At 61.5% G+C, this 26,520-nt stretch carries 24 protein-coding genes and 1 tRNA gene; 14 read left to right on the forward strand and 11 right to left on the reverse strand.

The window, feature by feature from the left end:
• Positions 1-238 precede the first annotated feature (238 nt).
• Entirely contained in the window at positions 239-955 is a 717-nt protein-coding gene (gene ctrA, locus RBB29_RS15075) for a response regulator transcription factor CtrA (protein WP_306114499.1), read from the reverse strand.
• A gap of 95 nt (positions 956-1,050) precedes the next feature.
• Entirely contained in the window at positions 1,051-1,329 is a 279-nt protein-coding gene (locus RBB29_RS15080) for a DUF1153 domain-containing protein (protein ID WP_306114500.1), read from the reverse strand.
• A gap of 123 nt (positions 1,330-1,452) precedes the next feature.
• On the opposite strand from RBB29_RS15080, the gene mnmA reads away from it, so the two are divergent.
• Positions 1,453-2,598, forward strand: coding sequence for a tRNA 2-thiouridine(34) synthase MnmA (gene mnmA, locus RBB29_RS15085; protein WP_306114501.1), 1,146 nt, complete (start codon positions 1,453-1,455; stop codon positions 2,596-2,598).
• 181 nt (positions 2,599-2,779) lie between these two features.
• Here the strand turns inward: mnmA and RBB29_RS15090 are convergent, their stop codons facing one another.
• The 3 genes from RBB29_RS15090 to RBB29_RS15100 are packed head-to-tail and all read right to left on the reverse strand — an operon-like array spanning position 2,780 to position 5,777.
• Positions 2,780-3,922 carry a PLP-dependent aspartate aminotransferase family protein gene (locus RBB29_RS15090; protein ID WP_306114502.1) on the reverse strand — a complete coding sequence of 381 codons (1,143 nt, stop codon included), beginning with the start codon at positions 3,920-3,922 and terminating at the stop codon, positions 2,780-2,782.
• A gap of 8 nt (positions 3,923-3,930) precedes the next feature.
• Positions 3,931-4,665: an aspartate/glutamate racemase family protein gene (locus RBB29_RS15095; protein WP_306121174.1), complete on the reverse strand. Its 735-nt coding sequence runs from the start codon at positions 4,663-4,665 to the stop codon at positions 3,931-3,933.
• Positions 4,665-5,777 carry an anhydro-N-acetylmuramic acid kinase gene (locus RBB29_RS15100; RefSeq protein ID WP_306114504.1) on the reverse strand — a complete coding sequence of 371 codons (1,113 nt, stop codon included), beginning with the start codon at positions 5,775-5,777 and terminating at the stop codon, positions 4,665-4,667. Before RBB29_RS15100 ends, RBB29_RS15095 begins: the two co-directional genes overlap by 1 nt.
• A gap of 63 nt (positions 5,778-5,840) precedes the next feature.
• Between RBB29_RS15100 and tyrS the strand changes: the two genes are divergently transcribed.
• From tyrS to RBB29_RS15125, 5 genes are all read left to right on the forward strand, one after another.
• Positions 5,841-7,094, forward strand: coding sequence for a tyrosine--tRNA ligase (gene tyrS / locus RBB29_RS15105; RefSeq protein WP_306114505.1), 1,254 nt, complete (start codon positions 5,841-5,843; stop codon positions 7,092-7,094).
• Positions 7,095-7,182: 88 nt separating this feature from the next.
• Positions 7,183-7,830, forward strand: coding sequence for a hypothetical protein (locus tag RBB29_RS15110; protein WP_306114506.1), 648 nt, complete (start codon positions 7,183-7,185; stop codon positions 7,828-7,830).
• 102 nt (positions 7,831-7,932) lie between these two features.
• Entirely contained in the window at positions 7,933-8,265 is a 333-nt protein-coding gene (locus RBB29_RS15115) for a helix-turn-helix transcriptional regulator (protein ID WP_306114507.1), read from the forward strand.
• A 17-nt stretch (positions 8,266-8,282) separates the two neighbouring features.
• Positions 8,283-8,786, forward strand: coding sequence for an arsenate reductase ArsC (locus tag RBB29_RS15120; protein ID WP_306114508.1), 504 nt, complete (start codon positions 8,283-8,285; stop codon positions 8,784-8,786).
• Positions 8,787-8,796: 10 nt separating this feature from the next.
• On the forward strand, positions 8,797-9,471 hold the full coding sequence (locus tag RBB29_RS15125; RefSeq protein ID WP_306114509.1) for an MIP/aquaporin family protein: 675 nt from the start codon (positions 8,797-8,799) through the stop codon (positions 9,469-9,471).
• A 29-nt stretch (positions 9,472-9,500) separates the two neighbouring features.
• On the opposite strand, the gene aroB is transcribed toward RBB29_RS15125, so the two are convergent.
• Together aroB and RBB29_RS15135 are read right to left on the reverse strand one after the other, a co-directional pair.
• Entirely contained in the window at positions 9,501-10,628 is a 1,128-nt protein-coding gene (aroB, locus tag RBB29_RS15130) for a 3-dehydroquinate synthase (RefSeq protein WP_306114510.1), read from the reverse strand.
• A complete protein-coding gene (locus tag RBB29_RS15135; RefSeq protein ID WP_371931507.1) occupies positions 10,625-11,245 on the reverse strand; it encodes a shikimate kinase in 621 nt (206 codons plus the stop codon). Before RBB29_RS15135 ends, aroB begins: the two co-directional genes overlap by 4 nt.
• Positions 11,246-11,295: 50 nt before the next feature.
• Between RBB29_RS15135 and RBB29_RS15140 the strand changes: the two genes are divergently transcribed.
• The 3 genes from RBB29_RS15140 to RBB29_RS15150 are packed head-to-tail and all read left to right on the forward strand — an operon-like array spanning position 11,296 to position 13,932.
• Positions 11,296-11,445 (forward strand): hypothetical protein, encoded by a 150-nt coding sequence (locus RBB29_RS15140; protein ID WP_306114511.1) that lies wholly within the window; start codon positions 11,296-11,298, stop codon positions 11,443-11,445.
• Positions 11,432-12,961: a hypothetical protein gene (locus RBB29_RS15145; protein ID WP_306114512.1), complete on the forward strand. Its 1,530-nt coding sequence runs from the start codon at positions 11,432-11,434 to the stop codon at positions 12,959-12,961. The genes RBB29_RS15140 and RBB29_RS15145 overlap by 14 nt, the downstream gene beginning before the upstream one ends.
• A complete protein-coding gene (locus RBB29_RS15150) occupies positions 12,961-13,932 on the forward strand; it encodes a site-specific tyrosine recombinase XerD (RefSeq protein ID WP_306114513.1) in 972 nt (323 codons plus the stop codon). Before RBB29_RS15145 ends, RBB29_RS15150 begins: the two co-directional genes overlap by 1 nt.
• On the opposite strand, the gene RBB29_RS15155 is transcribed toward RBB29_RS15150, so the two are convergent.
• Positions 13,869-14,687, reverse strand: coding sequence for a metallophosphoesterase (locus RBB29_RS15155; protein WP_306114514.1), 819 nt, complete (start codon positions 14,685-14,687; stop codon positions 13,869-13,871). The two genes, RBB29_RS15150 and RBB29_RS15155, sit on opposite strands and share 64 nt — an antisense overlap.
• Positions 14,688-14,757: 70 nt before the next feature.
• Between RBB29_RS15155 and RBB29_RS15160 the strand changes: the two genes are divergently transcribed.
• Complete coding sequence (locus RBB29_RS15160; protein ID WP_306114515.1) at positions 14,758-16,065, forward strand: HlyC/CorC family transporter; 1,308 nt, start codon at positions 14,758-14,760, stop codon at positions 16,063-16,065.
• Positions 16,066-16,203: 138 nt separating this feature from the next.
• Positions 16,204-16,659, forward strand: a complete 456-nt coding sequence (locus RBB29_RS15165; protein ID WP_306121175.1) for a hypothetical protein — start codon at positions 16,204-16,206, stop codon at positions 16,657-16,659.
• A gap of 145 nt (positions 16,660-16,804) precedes the next feature.
• Here the strand turns inward: RBB29_RS15165 and RBB29_RS15170 are convergent, their stop codons facing one another.
• Positions 16,805-19,234, reverse strand: a complete 2,430-nt coding sequence (locus tag RBB29_RS15170) for an FAD-dependent oxidoreductase (RefSeq protein ID WP_306114517.1) — start codon at positions 19,232-19,234, stop codon at positions 16,805-16,807.
• A 265-nt stretch (positions 19,235-19,499) separates the two neighbouring features.
• Between RBB29_RS15170 and RBB29_RS15175 the strand changes: the two genes are divergently transcribed.
• Positions 19,500-21,908: an FAD-dependent oxidoreductase gene (locus RBB29_RS15175; protein ID WP_306114518.1), complete on the forward strand. Its 2,409-nt coding sequence runs from the start codon at positions 19,500-19,502 to the stop codon at positions 21,906-21,908.
• On the forward strand, positions 21,908-22,504 hold the full coding sequence (locus tag RBB29_RS15180; protein ID WP_306114519.1) for a nucleotidyltransferase family protein: 597 nt from the start codon (positions 21,908-21,910) through the stop codon (positions 22,502-22,504). Before RBB29_RS15175 ends, RBB29_RS15180 begins: the two co-directional genes overlap by 1 nt.
• Before the next feature lie 132 nt (positions 22,505-22,636).
• Here the strand turns inward: RBB29_RS15180 and RBB29_RS15185 are convergent, their stop codons facing one another.
• Positions 22,637-25,018, reverse strand: coding sequence for a Hint domain-containing protein (locus tag RBB29_RS15185; RefSeq protein ID WP_306114520.1), 2,382 nt, complete (start codon positions 25,016-25,018; stop codon positions 22,637-22,639).
• Positions 25,019-25,711: 693 nt separating this feature from the next.
• A tRNA-Leu gene (locus tag RBB29_RS15190) sits at positions 25,712-25,797 on the reverse strand.
• A gap of 144 nt (positions 25,798-25,941) precedes the next feature.
• On the opposite strand from RBB29_RS15190, the gene RBB29_RS15195 reads away from it, so the two are divergent.
• Positions 25,942-26,520 (forward strand): YqaA family protein, encoded by a 579-nt coding sequence (locus RBB29_RS15195; RefSeq protein WP_306114521.1) that lies wholly within the window; start codon positions 25,942-25,944, stop codon positions 26,518-26,520.

Raw genomic sequence — 26,520 nt, forward strand, 5'->3', positions numbered from 1 at the left:
CATCGAAAGGCGCGTTCGACTTCAGGGCGAGACTGCGTCGTTCGATTAGAATCAGATGCAGTGTGCTATACCAAGCTGTCGGAACATTGGCCGAGACAACCGCTCACACCTGATGATCAACGTACCAATGCGGAAAGGAAAACCGGGCGCTGCACGAAGATATGCAAACACCCGGCTCTCTCGGTCATCTCGTTTTTCCCCGCAGTCCGGGTCATCCCGCCCGAACCGCGGGCTCTGCTCAGGCTCCTACCGCAACCCGTTGGTCGTCCATTTCATTCGGTTCAGGATCGCGCAGCACGTAACCACGGCCCCAGACCGTTTCGATGTAGTTGTCCCCATCCGTCGCTTCGCTCAGTTTCTTGCGCAGCTTGCAGATAAAGACGTCAATGATTTTCAGTTCCGGCTCATCCATCCCGCCATAGAGATGATTCAGGAACATCTCCTTGGTCAGCGTCGTACCTTTGCGCAGGCTCAGAAGTTCCAGCATCTGGTACTCCTTGCCGGTCAGGTGCACGGTCTTGTTGTCCACATCGACGGTCTTGGCATCCAGATTGACGTTGATCTTGCCGGTCTTAATGACCGATTGCGAATGCCCCTTGGATCGGCGGATGATCGCATGAATGCGCGCCACCAGCTCTTCACGATGGAAAGGCTTGGTCAGGTAATCATCGGCGCCAAACCCGAAGCCCTTGATCTTGCTTTCCGTGTCATCGGCCCCGCTCAGGATCAGGATCGGCGTTTCGATCCGCGCCAGGCGCAACTGCCTGAGCACATCATGGCCGTTCATGTCCGGCAGCCCAAGATCGAGAAGGATCAGATCGTAATCATAGAGTTTCGCCAGATCGATGCCCTCTTCGCCCAGATCGGTCGTGTAGACGTTGAGATTGGCATGGGTCAGCATCAGCTCGATGCTTTTTGACGTTGTGGGATCATCTTCGACCAAAAGCACGCGCATATGTTCTTCTCCGTTAAATCTTGGTTGCCTGACCAAACACTGGCTAAAATTGGTTAACCACAGGTTACCGATGCAGAACATAATGCGAATTCTACTTAAGGTTGTCTATAAGTTTTGAGAAGCGTGACCTTCAAACCCTCCTCACCATGAGCCTCAACCGCAGAAACCCACTCGTAAAACTCCTCGCGACTCAGACCATAGCGCGCAAGCGCATCGGATTGCGGAATCAGCCCGTAGGCCACGCCACGCACCACCGCCAGCTTGCGCGACGCCACCCAACGGCGCGTGTCGGCAGGTGGCAGATCTGCCTGGGTCATGATCTGACCATCGGGCAATGTCACGGCCCGTGGCCCTTCGACTTTCTTCAAAAACATCACTCTCACCTCATCATGAAGAGTGGTAAATGTGACGGCTGTGGCTTAACACGCGGTGAAACTGGCCCTTGAGAGTAATTAGGATTTTCCTATATTCCGCGTGAATTCATCCGGAGCGCCGACATGCCCCTCGAACACCCTTTGAACTCGCTTGGTTTCGCCAAGCCGCCCGCCGAGACGCGCGTGGTCGTTGCCATGTCCGGTGGCGTCGACAGCTCGGTCGTGGCGGCGCAACTGGCCGAGGAAGGCTATGACGTGGTGGGCGTGACGCTGCAGCTCTACGATCACGGGGCGGCGTTGGCCAAGAAAGGTGCGTGTTGCGCAGGCGTCGACATCCACGATGCCCGCCGTGTTGCCGAAGAGATGGGCTTTCCGCATTACGTGCTCGATTACGAGAACATCTTCAAGGACGCGGTCATCGACGAGTTCGCCGACAGCTACCTGGCCGGTGCGACGCCTGTGCCCTGCATCCGGTGCAATGAGCGGGTAAAGTTCAAGGACCTGCTGGAGACGGCCCGGGACCTAGAGGCCGATTGCATGGCGACCGGCCACTACATTCAGCGCAAACTGGGCACTCACGGCCCCGAATTGCACTGCGCCACCGATGCAGCGCGGGACCAGAGCTATTTCCTTTTCTCCACGACACCGGAGCAACTGGACTACCTGCGCTTCCCGCTCGGACACCTGCCGTCCAAGGCAGCGACCCGCGAATTGGCGGCGAAATACGGGCTTAGTGTCGCGGACAAACCCGACAGCCAGGACATCTGCTTCGTGCCGAACGGTAACTACGCGAGCGTTATCGAAAAACTGCGCCCCGGAGCCGCGGAACCCGGTGACATTGTCGATATCGATGGCAATGTCCTGGGCACCCATACCGGCGTTATTCACTATACGATTGGACAACGCCGGGGCCTTGGGATCGGTGGCCTTGCCGATCCGCTCTACGTGGTCAAACTCGATGTCGACAAAAAACAGGTCATCGTCGGTCCCAAGGAACATCTGGCCACCCGCACCATTCCGGTCCGGGAGATCAACTGGCTAGGCGATGTGGCCATGACAAACCAAATGGAATGGCATGTGTCGGTAAAGGTCCGCTCCACCCGTCCGCCGCGGGAGGCAATCATCCGCCCCATCTCGGATGGCGAGGCCGAGGTTGAACTGCTCACCCCCGAAGAGGGCGTTAGCCCGGGACAAGCCTGCGTCTTCTACGAGACCGACAGCAGCCGCATCCTCGGCGGCGGCTGGATCTGGAAAGGCACAGCAGGTTGACAAGCTACCAAATTGAGTTCGCTACGCTCACGCTCGATATTGTGCGCTTGCGCGCCGCAAGTCACAGTCGAAATCGCACGAAACGGATCGGGCCAATTGCGGCTGGCGGCCCGAGGAAGAAGCCGGAGGCGGATGACGAGATATCAAGCGTGCGCGCAAGCGCACCCATTTTGGTAACGGTCTATCCGCGCAGTGCCTGATCAAGATCGGAGATCAGATCATCTACGTGCTCGATCCCCACTGAAATCCTCAGGAGGTTATCCGGAATACCCGTGTCCGGCTCGACGGTGTGCCGATGCTCCACCAGGCTTTCAACGCCCCCAAGCGACGTGGCCCGATGGATCAGCCGGAGCCGCCCTGACGCCGCCAATGCCGCCTCGCGTCCGCCGCGCACCAGCACGGACATCAGGTAGCCATAGCCGCCCACCATCTGCCGGGCTGCCGCCTCATGACCCTCGTGCTCGGGCAAGCCGGGATACAAGACGCTTTCCACAGCGTCATGTGAGATCAGGAACTCGGCGATTGCCTGCGCATTGCGGCACATCCGTTCGATCCGGAGCGGCAATGTCCGCATACCCCGCAGGAGAAGCCATGCCTCGAACGGCCCGAGGATTGCCCCGGCCCCATGGCGATCATCCAGGATCGCCTGCCACACCGCGTTTTCGGGATCAGCGCAGGACAACACACCGGCCAGCACATCCGTATGCCCGTTGATCGCCTTCGTCGCCGAATGCATGACGATATCCGCGCCGAGCTCCAGCGGGCGCATCAGGACCGGTGTCGCCGCGGTGGCATCCACCGCCAGGATCGCCCCGGCGTCCCGGGCCAACCGCGCAGCGGCGGCGATATCCGCCACTTTCAGCCAAGGGTTGGACGGCACCTCGATCCAGATCAGATCGGCGGCAGACGCGCATGCCGCCTCAAGCGCGGCCCCGTCGGCGGCATCCACCTCGTTCAGCGTGATCCCGCGACGGGTGCAGAAACGCCGGATCCAGGCCGTTGCCCCCCAGTAGATTCCCGATTGCACCACCACGCGACCCCCGCCTGGGACCGTCCGAAACAGTGCCGCGATCGCCGCCATGCCACTTGGGAAAAGTCGCGTCTGGGCGGCGCCCTCCAACTGGCGCAGCACCTCTTCGGCCTGACGCACCGTGTCATTGTGGTCACGGCCATAGGTGTTGTCGTCGCGCAGCAGATCGTTTTCGGCCCCGCGCAAATAGGTCGTGGCAAGATGAATGCCCGGTGTCACCCCGGCACTTGCCGCGTCGATGGCCCCGGCCGCACGGGCCGCGACCGTTGCCGGCTTCAACGTCTCATCGGTCATCGCATCCTCTATATCTGGAACAGGCGCCCCGGACCCCACCCTGTGGCCGGAATGCCCGCTTTCTTGAGCAGATGCCAGATCAAAGCCAGGTTCGAACTTATGACCGGCATCGACAATTCATCCTCGGCATGGTCGATAACCTCGAAACTGCCAAGATTGGTGCAACTGGCAAAGACCGCCTCAACGCCCTCGGCCCGTCCAACCTCCAACATCGCCTTCAAGGTCGACCGCTGCGCAATCCGCGCGACCTGCCGATCGTCGGCCTCGCCAAAGCTCAACTCCTGCGCCGTCTCGATCCCGTGATCCGCCAGGAATGCCCGCATGGGCGCGGCCACCTCCGCGGTATAGGGCGTCACCAAACCAATCCGTTTGACCCTGAGCGCCTGGAGCGCGGCAATCACGGCGCTGATCGGGTTCGTCACCGGCACATTCGACTGAACACTTTGTACCTGGCGCTCGACCCCGTCCGGCCCGATGAAAACTGAGGCAGAGGTGCAGCCATAGGCAATTGCGCGCAACTCCGCGGGAAGAAGGCGCGCCGATTCCGGCATCAATTCCGCCATTGCCTTGAGCGATGAGGGTGTCACCGTCGGGTGCGATTCAATCCGGCTGTGCATCAGGTTGACGCCGCGCCCCTCCAGAACCTGCCGCGCCTCGTATTCCAGCGTCTCATCCGTGCTCAGTACGATCATTCCAAGGCGCCGGCCCCCGCCCGCGCCCCCGTCAAACATCACGTTCCCCATTACGCGATCCTCTCTGTTGCCCCCGGTCTGCTGACTATACCGCCGGAAACCGCCGCGCGCACCCCTGTTGTGCCGGGACAGGATGTGGGCAAGCCGCGCAGCACCCGCACGGCCAGGTGGGCGAAGGCCTGCGCTTCAAGCATGTCACCGTCAAGCCCCACCGCTTCGACCGGATCGACCGGGCAATCAAGACTGACCCGGAGCATCTCCATCAAGACGGGGTTATGGCGTCCGCCCCCGGTGACCAACAGGCGCGCAGGCGGGGACGGGCAATGCTCCATGCCCTTCAAGACCGCCGCGGCACTCATCCCCGCAAGCGTGGCGACCGCATCGACATCGGACAGCTCGTGCACCAGGCCGATCATGTCGGCAAAGGCATCCCGATCGAGGGATTTGGGGGGGATCTTCGCGAAGTAACTTTCCTGCAGGAACAACTCCAACGCCCCCTGCGCCACCGTCCCCTGCCGCGCAAGCGCCCCGTCGCGGTCAAACGGCTCCCCCCGCCGCGCCGTCATCAGATCGTTGATCGGCGCATTGGCGGGCCCCGTGTCAAAGGCCAGCAGCGCCCCCACCTCTTCCGGGCGGTCCTTGCGCGGATCGACCCAGGTGAGGTTCCCGACCCCGCCAAGGTTCAGAAAGGCAATCGGCGCCTCGGCCCCGATCCACTTGGCGCAGGCGAAATGAAAGAACGGGGCAAGCGGCGCCCCCTGCCCGCCCAGATCCATATCAGCCGACCGGAAATCCCAGACCACCGGCAGATCCAGCGCATGGGCCAGTGCCGCCCCATCGCCCACCTGATGCGTGCCGCGCCCGCCCGGTTCATGCGCAAGCGTCTGACCGTGAAACCCGACAAGCCCGGCGCTTTTGAAACCCGAAAGCACCTCCTCATGCACGGCCTGCACCACGCTGGCAGCCGTGGCGATATCATCCCCCGGCCAGAGCCCAAGTGCTGACCTCAGGGTGGCTTGCTCGTCGGGCGTGTAGGCACGATAGGTGCTGTCACCAAAGGCGTGGATCACCTCGCCATCGGTCTCGACCATCGCCGCATCGACCCCGTCAAGCGACGTCCCCGACATCGCCCCCAGTGCCCAGATGCGCCCTGCCTTCAACATGGCCTTTTCCTTCGTGAAAACCCTGCCTATACATGCCCGGCAAATCAGCATCGGACAAGCACAATGACCTACCACCCCAAATCGGAATTCATGAATGTCATGATCAGCCGCGGCTTCCTCGCCGATTGCACCGATTACCAAGGGCTGGATGACGCGATGCTGGCGGGGGTCGTGCCAACATATATCGGCTATGACGCCACGGCGCAGTCGCTTCATGTGGGTCATCTGCTGAACATCATGATGCTGCGCTGGCTGCAGAAGACGGGCCATAAACCGATCACGCTCATGGGCGGCGGCACCACCAAGGTCGGCGACCCGAGTTTCCGGTCCGACGAGCGTCCCCTCTTAGGCCCAGAGCAGATCGACAGCAACATCGCCGGCATGCAGCAGGTGTTTGCAAAATACCTCGACTATGGCGACGGCCCAACCGACGCGATCATGCTCAACAATGCCGAATGGCTCGATGGGTTGAACTACCTCGATTTCCTGCGCGACATCGGGCGGCATTTCTCGGTCAACCGGATGCTGTCGTTTGAATCGGTCAAATCCCGGCTCGATCGCGAGCAATCGCTCAGTTTCCTCGAATTCAACTACATGATCCTGCAGGCCTATGACTTCATGGAGCTCAATCGCCGCTATGGCTGCCGCTTGCAGATGGGCGGCAGCGATCAATGGGGCAACATCGTCAACGGGATCGACTTGACGCGTCGGGTGATCGACCAGGAGGTCTTTGGCCTGACCTCGCTCCTGCTGACCACGTCTGACGGCAAGAAGATGGGCAAGAGCCAGGGCGGCGCGATGTGGCTCAACGCCGACATGCTCAGCCCCTACGAATTCTGGCAGTTCTGGCGCAACACGACCGATGCCGACACGGGCCGGTTCCTCAAGCTCTACACCGAGCTGCCGCTGGACGAGTGCAACCGCTTTGGCGCGCTGGCAGGATCCGAGATCAACGAGGCCAAGATCATCCTCGCCAATGAGGTCACCAGCCTCCTGCACGGCGCGGCAGCGGCCCAGGCCGCCGAGGCCACCGCGCGCGAAGTGTTCGAAAAGGGCGGTGTGGGCGACGACCTTCCCACAATCGAACTTTCGGCATCCGATCTGGGCGATGGCATTTCGGTCGTGCAACTGATTGTGAAGTCCGGCCTCGCCAAATCCGGCAAAGAGGCCAAACGCCTTATATCTGAGAATGGCGCCCGCCTGGACGATGCGCCCCTGACCGATGCGGGGCTAATGATCGACGCGGCGGCCCTGTCGTCGCCTATCAAACTGAGCGCCGGCAAAAAGCGCCACGCCCTGGTGCGCCTCGCGAACTAACTCACCTCAGGGCGGGTTCAGCAACCTCCGCCCGAGGGACACAGAAGTGGTTTCGCGTATTGCTAAGGATGAGAATCACGTGTTGAAAATGGCATCTCTGGTAACGGCACTTCTTTCTCTCCTCCCGGTTTCCGCGAAGGCCGAAGCCGAACCCGACGCGGGCAGGAACTGGATTCTCGCAACCTCCGAACATTCGGCCAAGTGGCAGCCTTCGGGCCAACTCGACCTGCCAAGCGGAACGATCTTTATCGGTGATCCGTCATGGGGCGACGACTATCATCTGCGTGGCGCAAAGACCGTTCCGGTGGCACGGCTTGATGTATGGCTTCTGGTTTCCAACAACGATGAGCAGGTCCATGCCGTCTGGCTCGAAGCAAACGGCACCCTCCCGGTCACGGTTGGTGACCACATAGACTTTGGCACTGACAGCGCGTATTTCGCCCTGGGAGACTTGGCCACGGGGCAAGCCATCGCCGATATCGGTGATCTGAACCTGCCTACGGTCCCTGACAGTTTCGAGTTCTTTCTGCCGCATGTTCAGAACTTTGGCTTCGCCGCGATCTGGCTCGAGGTGCCGCCAAATGATCTGCCGGTGCTTGCCGTAGAAACCAAGCAGGACGGGGCGCTGAAGGCGGTCTGGACCAAAGATAGCGCGGGGGATCTGTCGGGGATCCTGATCGACATCACCGGTCGCGCATCGGATCAACAGTTTCTCGACACTCTGGTGGGGCAATAAACCCGTTTGTCGCGCCGGAACCGCAGCGTTTTTTCGTAACTTTTACACAAGGTACGCGGCGAACGCTTGACCCGTCAAAAATATATCCATAATTCATGATATATGGATAAGATAGAATCTCTCGCGGCCTTTTCGGCCCTGTCGCAACCCACACGTCTGGACGCCTTCCGTTTGCTGGTACGGGCCGGAACGGACGGGATGACCGCGGGCGACATCGCGACCCATCTTGACGTGAAACAGAACACTATGTCCGCCAATCTCTCGGTCCTCACCCAGGCAGGCCTTTTGCGCAACAGCCGCGAGGGCCGCTCGATCCGCTATTTCGCTGATCTCAATGGGATACGTGGGCTTCTGGGTTTCCTGATGGAGGATTGCTGCGGCGGAAATCCCGCGCTTTGCCAACCGCTTATCCGCGAAATCGCCTGTCCCTGCTGACCAACGGTACCTGCCCCATGTCCGACAACATCAAGAATGTCCTCTTTCTTTGCACCGGCAATTCCGCCCGGTCGCTTCTTGCCGAGGCCATCCTCAGCCGCGAAGGACAAGGCAGGTTTCATGCCTACTCCGCAGGCTCCCAACCCACCGGCACGCCCAACCCCCATGCCATCGCGCTGCTGGACCGGCTCAACTACCGGACCGATACCCTGCGCTCCAAAAGCTGGGACGAATTCGCCGCACCCGACGCGCCCAAGATGGATTTGATCTTTACCGTCTGTGACGCCGCCGCATCGGAGACCTGCCCGATCTGGCCCGGGCAGCCGGTCAGCGCCCATTGGGGCTTGCCGGACCCTGCCGCCGTCATCGGGTCCGACGCCGAGATCGCGCGGGCCTTCGAAGCGGCCTACCGCATTCTTCACAACCGGATTGACCGCTTTGCCAATCTGCCGATGGCAGAAATGGATGCGCGCAGCCTCCGGCAGAAACTCGCCCTGATCGGCATGGACCAAGACACATAAGGACACCTGAATGACCTTCGACCTGCCCCGCCGCCTCACCGCCGAGGCGCTTGGAACCTGCCTGCTCGTTGCCACTGTCGTCGGCTCCGGGATCATGGCCGATACGTTGACTGATGACGTCGCCCTGGCGCTTCTGGGCAACACGATCCCGACGGGTGCTATCCTCGTCGTGCTCATCACCATCCTCGGGCCGATCTCGGGGGCGCATTTCAACCCCGCCGTCACCCTCGCCTTTGCCCTGCGGCGCGAAGCCCCGTTGGCCGAGGTTATCCCCTACATGGCCGCCCAGATCGCGGGCGGGCTGGCGGGCAGCATCCTCGCCCACGCCATGTTCAATCTCGATCTGGTGCAGATCTCTCAGACCGCGCGCACCGGCGGCCCGCAATGGATTGCCGAAATCGTCGCGACCTTTGGCCTGGTGGGCATCATTCTTGCCGGGATCCGCTTCCGTGCCGAGGCGGTGCCGTGGTTGGTCGGCCTCTATATCACCGCCGCCTACTGGTTCACCGCGTCCACGTCCTTCGCCAATCCGGCGGTGACCATCGGCCGCGGGATCAGTGATACATTCGCCGGGATCGCGCCCGCGGATGTACCCGCATTCATCATCGCCCAGATCGTCGGGTCGATCCTGGCGGTGCTGCTTTTCGGCTGGCTTCTGAAGGGAAACGCAAACCGCACCGGGTGAACACGCTACCGGCTCCGCACCGGGCAAGATCACCCCCCCGCGCGGCTCCGCTGATCCATGGCGTCGCTGAGCACCGACTGTACCGCGTCAAGTGGCACATCAGCGGTGACAAACGCCTCCCCGATGCCGCGCGCCAGCACGAAGTGCAGTTTCCCGCTCATCATCTTCTTGTCCTGCTTCATCAACTCGATCAGCGCATCCGGCGGCGGTAATTCCCCTGGAATATCCGCTAGATCCACCTTCATCTTCATGTCGCGCAGATGGGCACGCACGCGGCTTGGATCTTCCTGCGAGCACAGCCCGAGCCGTGCCGACAGCTCAAATGCCAGCGCACAGCCAATGGCAACCCCCTCGCCATGCAAGAGCCGGTCGGAATAGCCGGTCGCCGCCTCCAGCGCGTGACAGAACGTATGGCCCAGGTTCAAAAGCGCCCGGTCGCCGGCTTCTTTCTCGTCGCGCACGACAATGTCGGCCTTCATCTCGACCGAGCGTTTGACGATGGCGATCCGCGCGGCCATATCCCCCGCCGCCGCACGTGAGGCATTCCCTTCAAGCCATTGAAAGAATTCAGAATCACCTAGAAGGCCGTACTTAACCACCTCGCCATATCCGGCCAGGTAATCGCGTTCCGTGAGCGTCCCCAGCACCTCGGTATCGGCGAGGACCAGACTGGGTTGATGAAAGGCCCCGATCAGGTTCTTGCCCTGCGGAGCGTTGATGCCCGTTTTGCCGCCAACCGAGCTGTCGACCTGGGCCAGAAGGCTCGTGGGGATCTGCACAAACCGCACCCCGCGTCGCATCACCGCTGCGGCAAAGCCCGCCAGATCACCGATGACGCCGCCACCAAAGGCAATAACCACATCATTTCGCTCGATTTTCTCGGCCAAAAGCCATTCGACCGACCGTTCAAGATGCGGCCAGGATTTGGTGGCTTCGCCCGGCGGCAATGTCAGGGCCGTGGCAGAAATACCCGCCGCCTCAAGCCCCGCGCGCAATCCGGCCAGATGCAGTTGCGCCACGTTTTCTTCGGTGATGATCGCGACCTCGGGACGCTTCAGGAGCGGCCGGATAAGCTCACCCGCCCGGGCCAGCAGCCCTGGCCCGATCTCGATGTCATAGGCCCTGTCACCCAGACCGACATGCACCGTTTCCATCATGACAAAACCTCCAGAACATCGGGCCGGGTCGCAAGCGCATTCAGCACATGTCCGGCCATCGTTTCGATCGAATAATCCGGCTGCGCCTTGACGCTTAAATCCGCCAGCCGATAGATCGGCACGCGTTGATTGTAGATATCGGTTAACGTCTGTTTTGGACTAGGTGTGCGCAGCAATGGCCTGGTATTCTTGTGTTTTACCCGGTTCCATAGCAAGTTGAGATCAGCATTGAGCCAGACCGACACGCCCTTGGCCGAGACAAGTTCGCGGTTGCGCGCCGACAGGAACGCGCCGCCACCTGTCGACAGGATACCGCAGGCGTTCTCCAACAGACGGTCGAGAACTTCGGTTTCGCGATCGCGGAAAAAAGCTTCGCCATCACGCTCGAAGATCTCGGCGATGGTCATGTTCGCGGCGGTTTCAATCTCGGCATCGGAATCGAGAAACGGCACGTCAAGCCGCGCCGCGAGGGCCTTGCCGACCGCCGTCTTGCCCGCGCCCATCATGCCCACCAGCACGACGGTTTTCCTTAATTTCCAGCTTTCTGCCGCCGCCACGCCTCGGCGCTCCCCTGCCAAAATCAATATTTTGCCCTTGAATGACGTGATCTTGCCCAAAAGGCCAGTTATAGTTTGACAAAAGAATATCCAGAACGGGCAGAACGACAATGTTGCGACTTCTTAAATGGCTGATTTATATGGCCTGTTTGGCCTTTATTGGCCTGGTCGGCTATGCCTATATCGGCCCGTTTTTCGGGGTGGATTTCACGCCGCCCTCTGATGAGATTCGCCAGGAAATCATCCTTGAGACCGGTTAAAGCCGCCTTTCTGGGTGCCTTTGTCGGGACTGCAACCTTCGCGCAACAGCAACCCCTGTCCGCGATCGACTGGCTTGATGAGCTTGTGGCGGTCCCCATCGCCCAACCCGCCGGTCAGCCGCGCGAACCCGACATCGCCGACAGCGCCGCCGCGCCAAGCGTGGATGTCATGCCGCTTGAGACCGCGAGCGCCGATGCCGTGGGCCTCCTGCCCTCGAGCACGACGGGCCTGCCCACATCGCTCTGGACGGTCAGCCACACCTCCGATCTGACCGAGGCGTTGAGCCGCATTCCGGCCGAGCCGCTTCCGGCGCTTCAGGCGCTTTACTACACGCTGCTGCTGACCGAGGCCGATGCCCCCGCCGATGCGGGCACCAGCACCCGTTTCCTCACGGCCCGCGTCGACGCGCTTATTGAGTTTGGCGCGATTGATCCCGCGCGGGCCCTTATTGAGCGCGCCGGGCCGCAGACGCCCGCGCTTTTCGACACCTGGCTCGATCTGGCGCTGCTGACCGGGGATGAGGATGAGGCCTGCAAATCCCTGCGCCAAGCCCCCGCGCTCAGCAAAAGCTATGCCGCGCGCATCTATTGCACCGCGCGAAACGGCGACTGGCCCACAGCGGCGCTGACCTACGAGACTGCCGTTGGGCTGGATTCGCTGTCGGAAACCGACGCCGTCCTGCTTGGTCTCTTCCTCGACCCCGAGATGATCGAGGTCACCGCCTTGCCAACCCCACCCCGCGAGATGACCCCGCTGACCTTCCGGCTCTTCGAGGCCGCGGGAAGTCCCTACCCGACAAACCGGTTGCCGCGGGCGTTTGCCATGGCCGATCTGCGGGACACCGCGGGCTGGCGAACCGAGATCGAGGCGGCGGAGCGCCTGTCGCGGACATCCGCCCTGCCCGCAAACCGGCTTCTTGGTCTTTACACGGATCGCAAACCCGCCGCATCGGGCGGTGTCTGGGACCGTGTTCGCGCCGTGCAGGCGCTTGAGGCGGCGCTCGACGCCAATGCCCCCGACAAGATCGCCAATAGTTTGCCGCGCGCCTGGAAACTGATGCGCAGCCGTGGCCTTTACACGAGCTTCGCCCAGCTTTTCGCCAATCCGCTGCGCGCCCATGAACTGCCCCCCGGCGCGCAGGCGCTTTCCTTTGCCATCACGCTTCTGTCGGAGGATTACGAGCAGGCCAGGGACATGTTGGCCACGCCCGACCGGGAGCAGGAATTCCTGATTGGTCTGACCATGGGCATACCGGACCTCGCCAAGGCCCGAACCGGCCAGGAGCAGGCCATTGCCCGCGGCTTTGACGCATCTCGCCCGGGCCGGGACCAGGCGGCGCTGATCCGCGACGGCAAGATCGGTGAGGCGATCCTGCGCGCCGCCAACCAGTTGGAGCGTGCCCGGGACGGCAATCCCCGCCTTCTGGCCGATGCGCTGGCCACGTTGCGGTTTCTCGGGCTGGAGGACACCGCGCGCCGCGCCGCGCTGCAGGTCCTGATCCTCGGGAAAACGTGATGGCAACCGACCGGCATTGGGTCAGCAATTTCCTCGAGGCACAGGCGGCCGAGCTTGGGGCCGCGCAGAATACCCTGGCCGCCTATGCCCGCGACCTGGAGGACTTCTCGACCTGGCTCGCCAGTAAGGGCGGTTCGCTGACAACAGCCGGTCAGGAGGATGTCGAAGCCTACCTGATCTGGTGCGATGCCCAGGGCCTTGCCAAATCCACCCGCGCGCGTCGCCTCTCGGCGATCAAGCAGCTCTATCGTTTCGCCTTCGAAGAGCGGCTGCGCGAGGATAACCCGGCCATTCGCATCAAGGGGCCGGGCCGCGATCAACGCCTGCCCAAGACACTGTCGGAGGCCGAGGTGGATCGCCTTCTCGACGCCGCCCGGCAGTCCGCGCGCAGCGCCACAGACCGTCAGCGCAACACCTGTCTCATGGAGTTGCTCTATGCCACGGGCATGCGGGTGAGCGAACTGGTCTCGCTGCCCGTGGCCGCCGCGCGGGGCGATCCGCGGCTGCTGCTCATCCGCGGCAAGGGCGGCAAGGAACGCATGGTGCCCCTGTCCCCGCCGGCGCGCGAGGCGCTCACCGTCTGGCTTCAGCTCCGAGATGAGGCCGAAGAGACAGCGCGGGCCAAGGGCGCGCCACCCTCGCCCTATCTTTTTCCGTCGAAGGGCAAGCTCGGGCATCTGACGCGGCACCGGTTCTACATGCTGATCAAGGAGCTTTCGGTCTTCGCCGGGGTCTCACCGGCCAAGGTGACGCCGCATACCTTGCGCCATGCCTTTGCCACCCATCTGCTGGCCAATGGTGCCGATCTCCGCGCGATCCAGACCCTTCTGGGCCATGCGGATGTGGCCACGACCGAGATCTATACCCATGTGCTGGACGAGCGGTTGAAGGACCTTGTGCTGGAGCATCACCCGCTGGCCAAGGCCGGACGGCGCAAATCGGGCGGCAATACCTCCTCCGACGGCCAATAACCACTCAGAAGCGCATTGTCATAGCCTTGGGTCAAACCGCGCTGGCGCATATGGTCTGCCGCCACCGCATGATCGTAGCGCAGACGCTCGATCGTAACGGTGCCGTCGCTCATGACGGCATAACGCGTCTCGGGGCGACCGTCATGGGGCGGCATCCCGATCACCCCCGCGTTGATCCAGTCCACCGCCCCCACGGATCGCACAAACGGGATGCCACAATGCCCGGCAATCACCATATAGACCGCCCCGATCAGACCCGTCAGGTGGTCGATCTCTGCCTCGAACTCGGCCTCCGGACTGGTGGGCCAGAGGAACCGGCTGATCTCGGTCACGCCGCCGTGGATCACCGCCGCGCGGCGGCCTTGGTGGATGAAGGTCACGATATCCGGCACACCACCCATCCAGGCGCGATCCCCGGCCCCGATGGCGCGATCCGCGTGGGCATACCACCCCGCAGACAGCAAATCGCAGGCACTGCCCGCCTCGAACCCGCAGCCGCAATCCATCTCATTGGCCGCAAGCTGCTTCTCGCAATTGCCCGCGACGATCGCGCAGCCCGACGCCCGGATGGCCGCGACGGTCTCGGCCGGATCGGCGCAATAGGCCACGACGTCACCGGTACAGATCATGTGATCCGCGCCAATGCCCCGATCCCGCGCGACATCGAACAGCGCCTGCGTTGCGGGCAAATTCGAATACGGCCCGCCAAAGAGGAGCACCGGCCCGTCCAATTGCCCCAGATCCTGCACAAACATCACCGATGATCCCTTGATTGCCGTGCGCGCGCACCCCATAACCACAGTGGATAAAAGGATAAAGGCAGCAATGGAAGGTTCATCCCCCGTGATCGACGGTGCATTCTGGGTCACATCGGCATCAATTCTCACCCTACTGGTTCTCTCGGCCTATTTCTCGGGCAGCGAAACCGCGCTGACCGCCGCATCGCGCGGCAAATTGCGGGCGCAGGCGGAGAAAGGATCAAAGGGAGCGGCCAAGGCACTTGAGATCACCGAGGATAATGAACGCCTCATCGGCTCGGTCCTGCTGGGCAACAACCTGGTGAACATTCTGGCGGCGTCGCTTGCCACGGCGATGTTCACGCGGCTTTTTGGCGAAAGCGGCGTGGCACTGGCGACGCTCATCATGACCCTTCTGGTGCTGATCTTCGCCGAGGTGCTGCCCAAGACCTATGCCATCACCAATTCCGAAACGGCGGCCTCCCGCACGGCGCCGATCATCGTCTATGTCATCAAGGTCTTTGCCCCGATCGTGGCGATGGTCCGATGGCTGGTGCGCGGTGTCCTGAGCCTTTTTGGCGTCAAGATCGACCCGGACAGCCATATCCTGGCCGTGCGCGAGGAAATCGCCGGGGCGCTTTACCTGGGCCATTCCGAAGGGGTGGTCGAAAAGGAAGACCGTGACCGTATCCTGGGCGCGCTGGACCTTGGCGAGCGGGCCGTTGAAGAGATCATGCTGCACCGCTCGCAGATCGAGATGATCGACGCGGAATCCGACCCGGAGGCCATCTTGCGGCAATGCCTCAAGAGCAACCACACCCGCCTGCCCGTCTATCGCAACGACCCCGACAACATCATTGGCGTTGTGCATGCCAAGGACCTGCTGCGCGCGATGCACAAGCTGGTGACCGGACCAAACGCCTCGCTCGACGCGCTGGACAGGTTCGATGTGTGCAGCGTCGCACGCAAGCCCTATTTCGTGCCCGAAACCACGACGCTCGATGACCAGATGCGTCAGTTCCTGCGCATGCGCAGCCATTTTGCTTTGGTGGTCGATGAATATGGCACGCTCGAAGGGCTCATCACGCTTGAGGACATCCTCGAAGAGATCGTGGGCGAGATCACCGACGAGTTCGACGATGACGAAGAACTGCCCGTCGAGCAGACCACCGATAACAATTTCCTCGTCGATGGTGCGATGACCATCCGCGACCTGAACCGCGCGACCGATTGGACATTGCCGGATGAAGAGGCAAACACCATTGCGGGTCTGGTGATCCACGAGGCGCAGATCATCCCGGTGGTCGGGCAGGTCTTCAGTTTCCACGGCTTCCGCTTCGAAGTGGTCGAGGTCAAGGATAACCGCATTACCCGGCTCAAGATCCGGCCCCTTTAGGCCATCGGGCCGGGTGGCGTTTTTGCGGGCCTCTCCGGGCCGGATTTATCCTCCCTTAACGGTTTCGGTGCTATTTTGCCGCCGCATCCCGGCAATGCCGGGCGTGTCACCCGTGGTCTACGCCAGTAACAGAGTTGGATGATGTTCGAACGCCGCAAACCCGCCTCGGAAATTACCCCGGCCTATGAGGACCGGGGCATTTTCAAGAACGATATCGTGCAGTTGATCGTGAACCTGGTGCCGCTTACGGCCAAGAATTCGCGTAACGACCTGATCGTAAAGGGTTTCATCGAAGGCAATAGCGCGATCGAAGTGGTTTTCCCCGGGCGGCGCACGATACAGGCCAAACCGATCGTCGCCCTGCTCCAGGCAAAACTGACCCACGCGCGCAAGGTGGCGGAAAAGGCCGGCACCACGGTCGATGTCAACACATTGCGCTACCCGGCGCGGATCGAAGGATCGTGGCGACCCAAATTCACGCGCGACGACAACGGTTGGGAAACCCGCCAGCATCAGCTTTTCGCGGCACGGTGGGTGCTAAAGGATCTCGACGGGAATGCCGTCACCTTCGGCGAGATGACGATCAAGGAGTGACCGCCCGTGGCCGGAATGGGGCAACCGACAAAAAATCCGCGACGGCGATCTGACCCCGCCAATTCAGGACCAACAAAAAAAGGTGCGCATCGACGGCGCACCTTTTCGTTTTTTCGGGGTCGTTGATCTGCCGTGCCTCGTTTCGTCAGGCACGCAGTTTCTCACCCTTGGGATCAAATGGCGGCTCGTGCAGGATACGCGCCTTGTGCGGCTGACCCAGTACCATGACCTCCACCTCGTCACCCGGGGCGGCTTCGCCCGTGCGGACATAGCCAAGCGCCAGCGACATGCCCACGGTGTAGCCATAGGTGCCCGAGGTCACGCGGCCGATTCCCTTGCCATCCTTGAAGATCGGCTCGCCGCCGGTCGCATCCGCGTTCGACGCCTTTGTCGCTTCTTCGTCGATATGGATAAGCACCAGGTTTTCGCGGGTGGGCTTTGACAGCGCCTCCTGCGCCGCAGCCTTGTTGAGGAAGTCCTTGTCCATCTTGCAGAGCATGTCGAGGCCAACTTCGTGCGGGAAGTACTCGGGCGAATATTCGCGGGACCAGGAGCCATAGCCTTTCTCGACCCGCATCGACATGAGCGCGCGCGCGCCCACAGGACCGGCACCGAACTCCTTGCCCGCCTCGATCAGGGCCTCGTAAAGACGTTTCTGATCCTCGGTGTTGCAATGCAGCTCCCACCCGAGATCACCGGTAAAGCTGACCCGAAGCGCCAGGCATTTGACCCCGGCCAGTTCGATCTGCTGGGAGCGCATGAAGGGGAAATCCTCGGTCGCGAGCGACGCATTGGTCAGTCGTTGCAGCAATTCGCGCGACTTCGGGCCTGCGACGTTGAAGCCGCACATGGCTTCGGTGAAGCTCTCAAACGTGGTGCCTTCAGGCAGCGGGACAGAGTCGAAGAAGCGTTTGTGATACCGCTCGGCCATGCCGGATGAGACGATCCAAAATTCATCTTCGGCCACGCGGGTCACGGTGGCATCGCCCGCAATCCCGCCGCGCACCCCGATGAGCGGCGTCAGGCAGGACCGGCCAATGCCCTTGGGCATCCGGTTGGCAAAGACCGAATTGAGCCAGTCCGAAGCCCCCGGCCCCTTGCAGCGGTATTTGGCGAAGTTCGAGATGTCGATGATGCCCGCACGATCACGCAGCATCTTGCATTCCTCGCCCACCGGGCCCCACCAGTTCTGTCGGGTGAAACCGTTAGTGTCTTTCGCGCCTGCCTCCCCGGCGAACCATTGCGGGTGCTCCCAGCCGTAGTTGAGGCCAAAGACACCGCCCATTTCCTTTTGCATCTCATAGACCGGACGGGTTTTCAGAGGACGGCCCGCGGCACGTTCCTCGTTCGGGTAATGGATCGCAAAACGGTGGCCATATTGATCGGCGACCTTGGCCTTGACGAATTCCTTGTTGTTGGCCCAGAGGCCGAACCGCGCGATGTCCCAGGGGAACATGTCATATTCCATCTCGCCGGTGGTGAGCCATTGCGCCACCATGAGGCCCATGCCCGCCGATTGCGAGAAGCCCGGAATGATGCCGCCGCAGACGAAGTAGTTTTTGAGCTCCGGCACCGGACCCAGGATCACGTTACTGTCAGGCGACCAGATCATCGGCCCGTTGATGACGCGCTTGACGCCCGCCTCGGCAGCCACCGGCACACGGTCCATTGCACGCATGACGTTATCCATGATCCGGTCGAGATCGTCGGCGAACAGGTCATGGGCAAAATCCAGCGGCGTGCCGTTTTCGGCCCAGAATTTCATGTCCTGCTCATAGGCGCCAATGAGGAGGCCCTTGCCCTCCTGCCTCAGGTAATATTCGCCATCGCGGTCGGCAACCGACGGCAGACGGCGATCCATCTGGTCGATCTCGTCGATGGTCTCTGTGACGAAATACTGGTGCTCCGTCGGTTGCAGGGGCAATTCGATGCCCGCCAGCGCCGCCACTTCGCGGCCCCAGAGGCCAGCGGCATTGATGACCCATTCGGTCTCAATGTTCCCCTTCGGCGTCTCCACCGTCCAGGTGCCGTCGGGCTTCTGCGTCGTGCCGGTCACCGGGGTAAACCGGTAAATCTCCGCCCCCCGCTGCCGCGCGCCGACTGCATAGGCGTTGGTTACGCCCGAGGGGTCCACATTGCCGCCATCGGGTTCCCACATGATGCAGCGGATACCGTCGAAATTGACCAGCGGGTGCAGTTCCTCGGCCTGCTCGCGCGTGATTTCCGAGAAGTTCATGTTGTAGAGCTTGGCCTTCGCGGCCTGCAGCTTGAGCTGATGCTCGCGCGCTTCGGTTTGTGCGAGGTAAAGCGAGCCGGGCTGAAAAACGCCGCAGGACTGGCCGGTCTCCTCCTCGAGCGAGTTGTAGAGCGTCATCGTGTAGTGCTGCAGCCGCGAGATATTGGCGCTGTCATGCAGACCGTGGATATTGGCCGCCGCGTGCCAGGTCGACCCGGAAGTCAATTCATCGCGTTCCAGCAGGACAACATCGGTCCAGCCCAATTTCGTGAGGTGGTAGAGGATCGAGCATCCGATGACGCCGCCACCAATAACTACTGCCTGTGCGTGGGTTTTCATGGTTCTTCCCTTGTTGTCCTATGGGCCAGAGTGCCGATTCTGCGCCGCCGGTGTTTGCCCTTTCACGACAAACTTAGACGTAGCCCGCCAAAAACGGTTTACGAATGCGTCAGATTTTGCCGGTTTTCGTCATGAGGTACAAAATTGGTGAGTTTGGATCAATTTTGGTACATTCACACCACTTGCGACTGATCTTGTCGTTTTCAGGCGGGCAGGTCAGGATGGTCTTGGGAAAGGGTGTGTCAAACCATCGGGAAGGGATTTCATGCAAACCACCACAAGAGTGGCCGTCATCGGCGGCGGGGTTGTCGGATGCAGCGTTCTCTATCACCTGACCAAACTCGGGTGGTCGGATGTGATGCTGATCGAACGCTCGGAACTGACCAGCGGCAGCACATGGCACGCGGCGGGGGGATTTCACACGCTCAACGGCGACACCAACATGGCCGCGCTTCAGGGGTACACGATCAAGCTCTACAAGGAGCTCGAAGAGATCACCGGCATGTCCTGCGGGTTGCACCACGTGGGTGGTATGACGCTGGCCGATAACAAGGACCGGTTCGACATGCTGCTGGCAGAACGAGCCAAGCACCGCTACATGGGGCTTGAGACCGAAATCGTCAGCCCCGATGAAATCCGCAAGATCGCCCCGATCACCAATACCGACGGCATCCTGGGCGCGCTTTACGATCCGCTTGACGGCCACCTCGATCCAAGTGGGACAACCCACGCCTATGCCAAGGCCGCGCGTATGGGCGGGGCCACCATTGAGACCCATTGCAAGGTGGTCGAGACCAACCCGCGCGACGATGGGACATGGGACGTGGTCACCGACAAGGGCACCATCCATGCCGAACACGTGGTGAATGCCGGCGGCCTTTGGGCGCGTGAGGTGGGGGCGATGGCGGGCGTCTACCTGCCGCTGCACCCGATGGAGCATCAGTATATCGTCACCGACGAGATCGCCGAGATCTATGAACGTGACGAAGAGCACCCGCATGTGATGGACCCGGCGGGCGAAAGCTACCTGCGGCAGGAAGGCCGGGGCTTGTGCATCGGCTTCTATGAACAGCCCTGCAAACCCTGGGCGGTAGATGGCACGCCCTGGGATTTCGGGCATGAGCTTCTGCCTGATGACCTCGACAAGATCGAGGACAGTATCGAATTTGCGTATCGCCGTTTCCCCGTGCTTGAGGCCGCGGGTGTGAAATCAGTGATCCACGGGCCGTTTACCTTCGCCCCTGATGGCAACCCGCTGGTGGGTCCCGTGCCGGGGATGAAGAATTACTGGTCCGCCTGTGGCGTCATGGCCGGGTTCAGCCAGGGCGGCGGTGTGGGCCTCATGCTGGCGCAATGGATGATCGAGGGCGAATGCGAGCGCGACGTGACCGCGATGGATGTGGCGCGCTATGGCGACTGGATCACGCCCGGGTATACGCGGCCCAAGGTCATCGAGAACTATCAGAAACGGTTCTCAGTCGCCTATCCGAACGAAGAACTACCCGCCGCGCGCCCCTTCCTGCAGACGCCGATGTATGACGTCTTCGACAAGATGGGCGCGGTCTGGGGGCAGCAATACGGGCTTGAGGTGGTGAACTATTTCGCCGAAGGCGATGAGCCGCGTTTTGAAACACCCTCCTTCCGCCGATCAAACGCGTTCGAGGCCACGGCGCGCGAGGTCAAGGCCGTGCGCGAGGCTGTGGGCATCAACGAGGTGCATAATTTTGGCAAATACCTGGTGACCGGGCAGAACGCCCGCATCTGGCTCGACCGGATCATGGCCGGACGCCTGCCCAAGCCCGGGCGGATCAGCCTCACGCCGATGCTCAGCCATAAAGGGCGGCTGATCGGAGATTTCACGATCTCCTGCCTCAGCAACGAAGCGTTCCAACTGACCGCATCCTACGGCGCGCAGGCCAATCACATGCGCTGGTTCGAGATGAACGAGGTCAAGGGCGTGATCGTCGAAAACATCTCCGACCGGCTGAACGGGTTCCAGATCGCGGGGCCGCGCGCCCGCGACGTGCTCTCGGCCTGCACCCGCGACGAGGTGAGCGACATGCGGTTCATGGATCTGCGTCATATCACCGTGGGCATGGTCGATTGCCTCGTGCAGCGGGTCAGCTACACCGGCGATCTCGGCTACGAGATTTATTGCGATCCGATGGCGCAGCGGGCGCTATGGGACACGCTCTGGACCGAGGGGCAAAACCACGGGATGCGGCCCTTCGGCATGCGGGCAATGATGTCCTTGAGGCTCGACAAATTCTTCGGTTCGTGGCTCAATGAGTTTTCACCCGACTATACGCCCGGTGAGACCGGCATGGATCGCTTTACGAGTTTTGATAAGAACATGGATTTTATTGGTCGCGAAGCCGCCACCGAAGAACGCGAGACCGGCGCCAAGCGCAGGCTTTGCGCATTCGAGGTAGAGGCGCAGGATGCCGATGTCGCTGCCTACGAGCCGATCTGGATCGATGGTAAGGTGCAGGGTTTCTGCACATCGGGCGGATATTCGCATTATGCGGGCAAGTCGATCGCGCTTGGCCTGATTCCGACCGAGCGGGCCCGCGACGGCCTGCAGGTCGAGATCGAGATCCTGGGCGAGATGTGCCCTGCCCGCCTCATCACCGAACCGCTCTTTGACGCCGATGGCGCGCGGATGCGCGGCTGATGCTGATCGTGATCCCCGCCGCCGGCGCCTCGTCGAGGATGCGGGGACGCGACAAGCTCCTGGAATGCGTCAGAAACCAGCCCCTTCTCGCAAGGCAGGTCTCAGTGGCCCTTGCCACCGGGATGGATGTTCTCGTCACCCTGCCTCCCGACAATCCGGACCGGCAGGCGATTGTCGAAGGGATGGCCGCGCAAAAACTGCACCTGATGGTGGTCGATCATGCGGAGGAAGGCCTGTCCGCATCTCTCCGCGGCGCGGTCACCTTCGCCCGGAACCACGATGCGGACAGCATGATGATCCTGCTGGCAGATCTCCCCGAGATCGAGACCGCGGACCTGACCACGATGATACGGCAGTTCGACGGCAAGACCATCCTGCGCGCCTCTGACAGCGATGGACGGGCCGGCCATCCGGTAATCTTCCCGGGGCGATACTTTGGCGCCCTGCGCGGGTTGGCGGGGGATCAGGGGGCGCGGGTCATCATGATGGGCGAGGACGTGATGACGATCCCTCTGCCCGACAGGCGCGCCACCACGGACCTCGACACGCCCGAAGACTGGACCGAGTGGCGCGAACGCACCGGCTGCCTCGACTGAGTATCCAACCACTTAGAGCGCCAGAAATGAAACAATCCCGGCCAATGACCGGGATTGTCCATCTTGAAACCGGAACAGCCCCTGTCCGACTTCGATGATCGGCCCGCCCCCCGGGGCCAATCGGCTGCATTCCTATTCAACCAGCAATCGCGCCTCATGCCGTTTCAATGACTTCCGGGCGGCCTGGTACCCCTGGATACCGGCATCGCCGCGCAATTCGGGGAAGAGGTCAAAAATCTCATCCCGCTGCGCGCCGCCCATCCCGTCAAGTACCTGTTCGCCGGGCTGAAAGCTCTCGGTCCAGGATCCGTTCGACAGAACAACCTCGTGTTGTTCGAACATGAAATGGATGTAGGTTGTGCCGGATGTTTCCACCTGCGCCACCCCGTCCAGACCAGTCATGTGCTTGGCCGCCGCGAGGACTTCGCGCTCTTCGAAATAAAGGGCGGTCTTGTCGTTGTTCACAAGGATACGATGCTGCGGGCTGACCAGCAGGTCACGCTCCGGCAGGTCATGACCCAGAGATCCGGCGCGGATCAGGATGGGTTTCAGGTGCGGCGCCTGCTGCAGCTCCCGCCGGTTCAGATGCCGCTTCCCGATCCAGCGGATTTCCTGCAGCCCGTTGTCACGGGTGATCACCCGGTCCCCGACCTTCAAATCCTCGACATGTTTTTCACCGCGCGGTGTCGCAATCACGCATCCGGGCGTGAAACAAGGGATGATGTTTTCGATATTGGCGAATTGCATCGAGCCGGTGACATTGCCATCGGCATCGGTGAACTCGACAAACCCGTCCTCCTGATCCGCGGAGGTATAGGTGATGGTCAGGCCACCGCCGGGATTTTCCGCCTCCGCCGCGCCGGTCAGGTCGAGCGTGTCGAAATCAATGCCGGTCTCGTTGCCGTCAACCACATCGCCGTCGGTAATGCCGCGGAACGTATCCTGATCCGCGCCGCCCAGAAGGTCATCGGCGCCCTGCCCCCCGATGATCGTGTCATCGCCCGCGCCACCGATCAGCGTGTCATCGCCCCGGTTGCCGCGCAGCACATCGTCGCCGACACCGCCCAGGGCCAGGTCATCACCGCGCCCGGCGCGCACATCGTCATCACCCTCACCCGCAAGGATCGTATCGTCGCCGCGGCCCGCCCGCACGACATCGTCATTCGGCCCTTCGCCGGGCAGGATTTCATCCATGTTGTCGATGCGGTCGCCATCCGGGTCGCCGGTATAGGCCACGTCGATCAGGTCATCGCCCGCCGTCCCCTCGACGATGCCGTCGCGCATGTCGGCGCCCACTGTCACGGTCACGGTGGCAGTGTCGTTGCCGCCCTGACCGTCACTGACCGCGTAGGTGAAGGTGTCGGTGCCGGTGAACCCGTCATTGGGCGAATAGGTGATGGTGCCGTCGGGATTGATCGTGGTAGTGCCATTGGCGCCATTGCCGGCCTCGGTCACGGTCAGCGGGTCGCCATCCACATCATCGTCATTGTCCAGAACGTCGATGACTACATCGGCCTGGAAACCGGTCGCCGCACCATCATCCGCGGCGTCGGGGTCGTCGTTGACCGCATCGACCGTTACCGTGACCGTGGCGGTGTCTTCGCCGCCGTTGCCATCGCTGATCGTATAGCTGAACGTATCTTCGCCATTGAAATTGGCGTTCGGCGTGTAGGTGATCGTGCCATCCGGGTTGATCTCTGTGGTGCCGTTGGCGCCATCCGTGGCCGCCGTGACCGACAGCGGATCTCCATCGGGATCATCGTCATTATCCAGCACGTCGATAACGATGTTTGTGTCCTCATCTCCTGTGGCACGATCATCAGCCGCCTCGGGCCCAAGGCCGCCGCCGGTCAAAATGTCGGTGTTGTAGATGGCCACGTAATTAATCGAGCCATCGAAATGATTGCCATACTGGCCGTCATCTGTTTCCCGCGCGCCGAAAGTCCAGCTTTCGTCGTCATTATCGGTGACATCCATGGTCAGACCGGGGTTTTCCGCCGATACGGTCGCGTCGGTCCCCTGTGTCAGGTTCTGCACCTCAAAGACCAAGCCGTTATCCGGAGACCAAGAGTAGCTCGCCTTGATCGTGTCGCCTTCGTCAAAGAACCCCGGGCCGGTGGTCAGGTTCACATCATGCCCGTTGTCGCAGTGCCAGACCTGAACGGCGCCTTCGCGGGTGACGCTAATCTCGAACCACCCCTCCTGGTTCGCGTCCGCCTGTTCGCCGCGATTGACAATCGTATCCGGTGAGGAACCGATATGGTCGTTTTGCGTGAATTCGACGGCAATCGTCCCTTCGGCAAGGTTGAACGGCGCGTCATTCCCGCCATTCACCTCGAACATCCCGCAGCCGCCCGTGTGCAGAGCCCCGCCCGAGATCGACGCATCGCCCTGCAGGTGACCATCCTGGGCAATGCCATCGGCAAGCCCGGTATCTTTCTTGGGGCCGCTGTTCAGAAAATCCCACAGACCAATCAGGTTGGACGCATTCGGGTCATCGAAGTTATTCGACATCGTCTTCTCCTACGCTGTGGCTGGCCGGTGCCGAAGGGCCGGGCCACAGAAACCATTTACCTGTACCGTCCCCGGCACATGCCGGATCTGGCTACCTGCGCGTACCTCAGATGCCGGTCGGGAGAAGAGCCACCGGTTGACGGTGGCGAGGATCGCGACAACAACCCGTCGCGCCCTAGCGTGTTCACTGCATTGCCACAACGACAATGGCGTTCGCACGTCTCCCGCATCTTTGGTGATGCGCGTCTTGTGCGGTCGCCCCCGTGACCTACAAACATCGCCCCCCAGTTGGGCAGGACCGTTGTACCAAATGGATGTTTTCAAAAAAGCGAAATTTGTTCGAAATTTGTCGGTATCTCCTGACGGGGCAGCAAATTCGTTAACAAATACAAGCACGTTTCAACAACCCTGGGATTACTCACTGCCTTTGCCTTACGTTGCGTGAAGCGCATAAACAAGTGTTTTTCCAGAAGTTTGCAAATTTTATTCAACCCCTGGTTTATTTTGCGGCCGGGGTCAGCACCGCCGGATCACGGCTCTCAACGGGCGAACACTTTTTGGCCATATTGGTAAATCCCGATGATCCAAATCCGATCCAATCCCTATGAAAGGTGCGGACCATTTCGCATATGGAAACAAAGCCGATTTGCCCCACGAATCGACGTGGATCATGGGGCAATGATTGCGGAGAGTTGGTACCCAAGGCCGGACTCGAACCGGCACGCCCGTTAAGGCGGGGGATTTTGAATCCCCTGCGTCTACCATTCCGCCACTTGGGCACTGTCCGTAGCTCTATCCAAGCTCGGCGGTGGCGTCCAGTACCCGCGCGCGGTTTTTTGGCCCGCTGCCGCCTACCGCGGGGCTTGACCCGCCAAGCCCGCCATGGTCTGAGGCGGCATGACCCAAAGGAACCGCCGCCGCCCATGATCCGCAAACTCTACGACTGGACCATTCGCATGGCGGATCACCCGCGCGCCCTGTGGGTGCTGGCGCTGGTGGCCTTTGTCGAAAGCTCGGTCTTTCCGATCCCACCCGATGTGCTGATGATCCCGATGATCCTCGCGCGCCCTGACCGGGCCTGGCTGGTTGCCGCGGTGGCCATGATTGCCTCCGTCGTGGGCGGGCTTCTGGGCTATGCCATCGGCGCGCTGGCGTATGACCAGATCGGCCAACCCATCCTGACCGCCCTCGGCAAAGCGGACGCCATGGGCGAATTCAGCGTCCGATTCAACGATTTCGGGTTCTGGGCCGTGCTGACCGCGGGGATCACACCGTTTCCCTACAAGGTCATCACCATCATGTCCGGCTGGACCGGCATGCCGCTTTCCACGTTCATCATCACGTCGCTGCTGGCGCGTGGCTTGCGGTTCTTCCTGGTGGCGGGGCTTTTGTGGAAGTTCGGCTCACCCATTCGTGATTTCATCGAAAAGCGTTTGGGCTTGATGACCATCCTTTTCGTGGTTTTGCTGTTCGGCGGGTTCTATCTCGTGAGGCATATGTAA

The sequence above is a fragment of the Roseovarius sp. MMSF_3359 genome (assembly GCF_030733385.1).
In the GTDB taxonomy this organism is placed as follows: Bacteria; Pseudomonadota; Alphaproteobacteria; order Rhodobacterales; family Rhodobacteraceae; genus Roseovarius.

Excerpts from the sequence above, each read along its gene's own strand:
- ctrA (WP_306114499.1), bottom strand. The coding sequence starts at position 955 with ATGCGCGTGCTTTTGGTCGAAGATGATCCCACAACGTCAAAAAGCATC.
- RBB29_RS15080 (WP_306114500.1), bottom strand. The coding sequence starts at position 1,329 with ATGTTTTTGAAGAAAGTCGAAGGGCCACGGGCCGTGACATTGCCCGAT.
- mnmA (WP_306114501.1), top strand. The coding sequence starts at position 1,453 with ATGCCCCTCGAACACCCTTTGAACTCGCTTGGTTTCGCCAAGCCGCCC.
- RBB29_RS15090 (WP_306114502.1), bottom strand. The coding sequence starts at position 3,922 with ATGACCGATGAGACGTTGAAGCCGGCAACGGTCGCGGCCCGTGCGGCC.
- RBB29_RS15095 (WP_306121174.1), bottom strand. The coding sequence starts at position 4,665 with ATGGGGAACGTGATGTTTGACGGGGGCGCGGGCGGGGGCCGGCGCCTT.
- RBB29_RS15100 (WP_306114504.1), bottom strand. The coding sequence starts at position 5,777 with ATGTTGAAGGCAGGGCGCATCTGGGCACTGGGGGCGATGTCGGGGACG.
- tyrS (WP_306114505.1), top strand. The coding sequence starts at position 5,841 with ATGACCTACCACCCCAAATCGGAATTCATGAATGTCATGATCAGCCGC.
- RBB29_RS15110 (WP_306114506.1), top strand. The coding sequence starts at position 7,183 with ATGGCATCTCTGGTAACGGCACTTCTTTCTCTCCTCCCGGTTTCCGCG.
- RBB29_RS15115 (WP_306114507.1), top strand. The coding sequence starts at position 7,933 with ATGGATAAGATAGAATCTCTCGCGGCCTTTTCGGCCCTGTCGCAACCC.
- RBB29_RS15120 (WP_306114508.1), top strand. The coding sequence starts at position 8,283 with ATGTCCGACAACATCAAGAATGTCCTCTTTCTTTGCACCGGCAATTCC.
- RBB29_RS15125 (WP_306114509.1), top strand. The coding sequence starts at position 8,797 with ATGACCTTCGACCTGCCCCGCCGCCTCACCGCCGAGGCGCTTGGAACC.
- aroB (WP_306114510.1), bottom strand. The coding sequence starts at position 10,628 with ATGATGGAAACGGTGCATGTCGGTCTGGGTGACAGGGCCTATGACATC.
- RBB29_RS15140 (WP_306114511.1), top strand. The coding sequence starts at position 11,296 with ATGTTGCGACTTCTTAAATGGCTGATTTATATGGCCTGTTTGGCCTTT.
- RBB29_RS15150 (WP_306114513.1), top strand. The coding sequence starts at position 12,961 with ATGGCAACCGACCGGCATTGGGTCAGCAATTTCCTCGAGGCACAGGCG.
- RBB29_RS15155 (WP_306114514.1), bottom strand. The coding sequence starts at position 14,687 with ATGTTTGTGCAGGATCTGGGGCAATTGGACGGGCCGGTGCTCCTCTTT.
- RBB29_RS15160 (WP_306114515.1), top strand. The coding sequence starts at position 14,758 with ATGGAAGGTTCATCCCCCGTGATCGACGGTGCATTCTGGGTCACATCG.
- RBB29_RS15165 (WP_306121175.1), top strand. The coding sequence starts at position 16,204 with ATGATGTTCGAACGCCGCAAACCCGCCTCGGAAATTACCCCGGCCTAT.
- RBB29_RS15170 (WP_306114517.1), bottom strand. The coding sequence starts at position 19,234 with ATGAAAACCCACGCACAGGCAGTAGTTATTGGTGGCGGCGTCATCGGA.
- RBB29_RS15175 (WP_306114518.1), top strand. The coding sequence starts at position 19,500 with ATGCAAACCACCACAAGAGTGGCCGTCATCGGCGGCGGGGTTGTCGGA.
- RBB29_RS15180 (WP_306114519.1), top strand. The coding sequence starts at position 21,908 with ATGCTGATCGTGATCCCCGCCGCCGGCGCCTCGTCGAGGATGCGGGGA.
- RBB29_RS15185 (WP_306114520.1), bottom strand. The coding sequence starts at position 25,018 with ATGTCGAATAACTTCGATGACCCGAATGCGTCCAACCTGATTGGTCTG.
- RBB29_RS15195 (WP_306114521.1), top strand. The coding sequence starts at position 25,942 with ATGATCCGCAAACTCTACGACTGGACCATTCGCATGGCGGATCACCCG.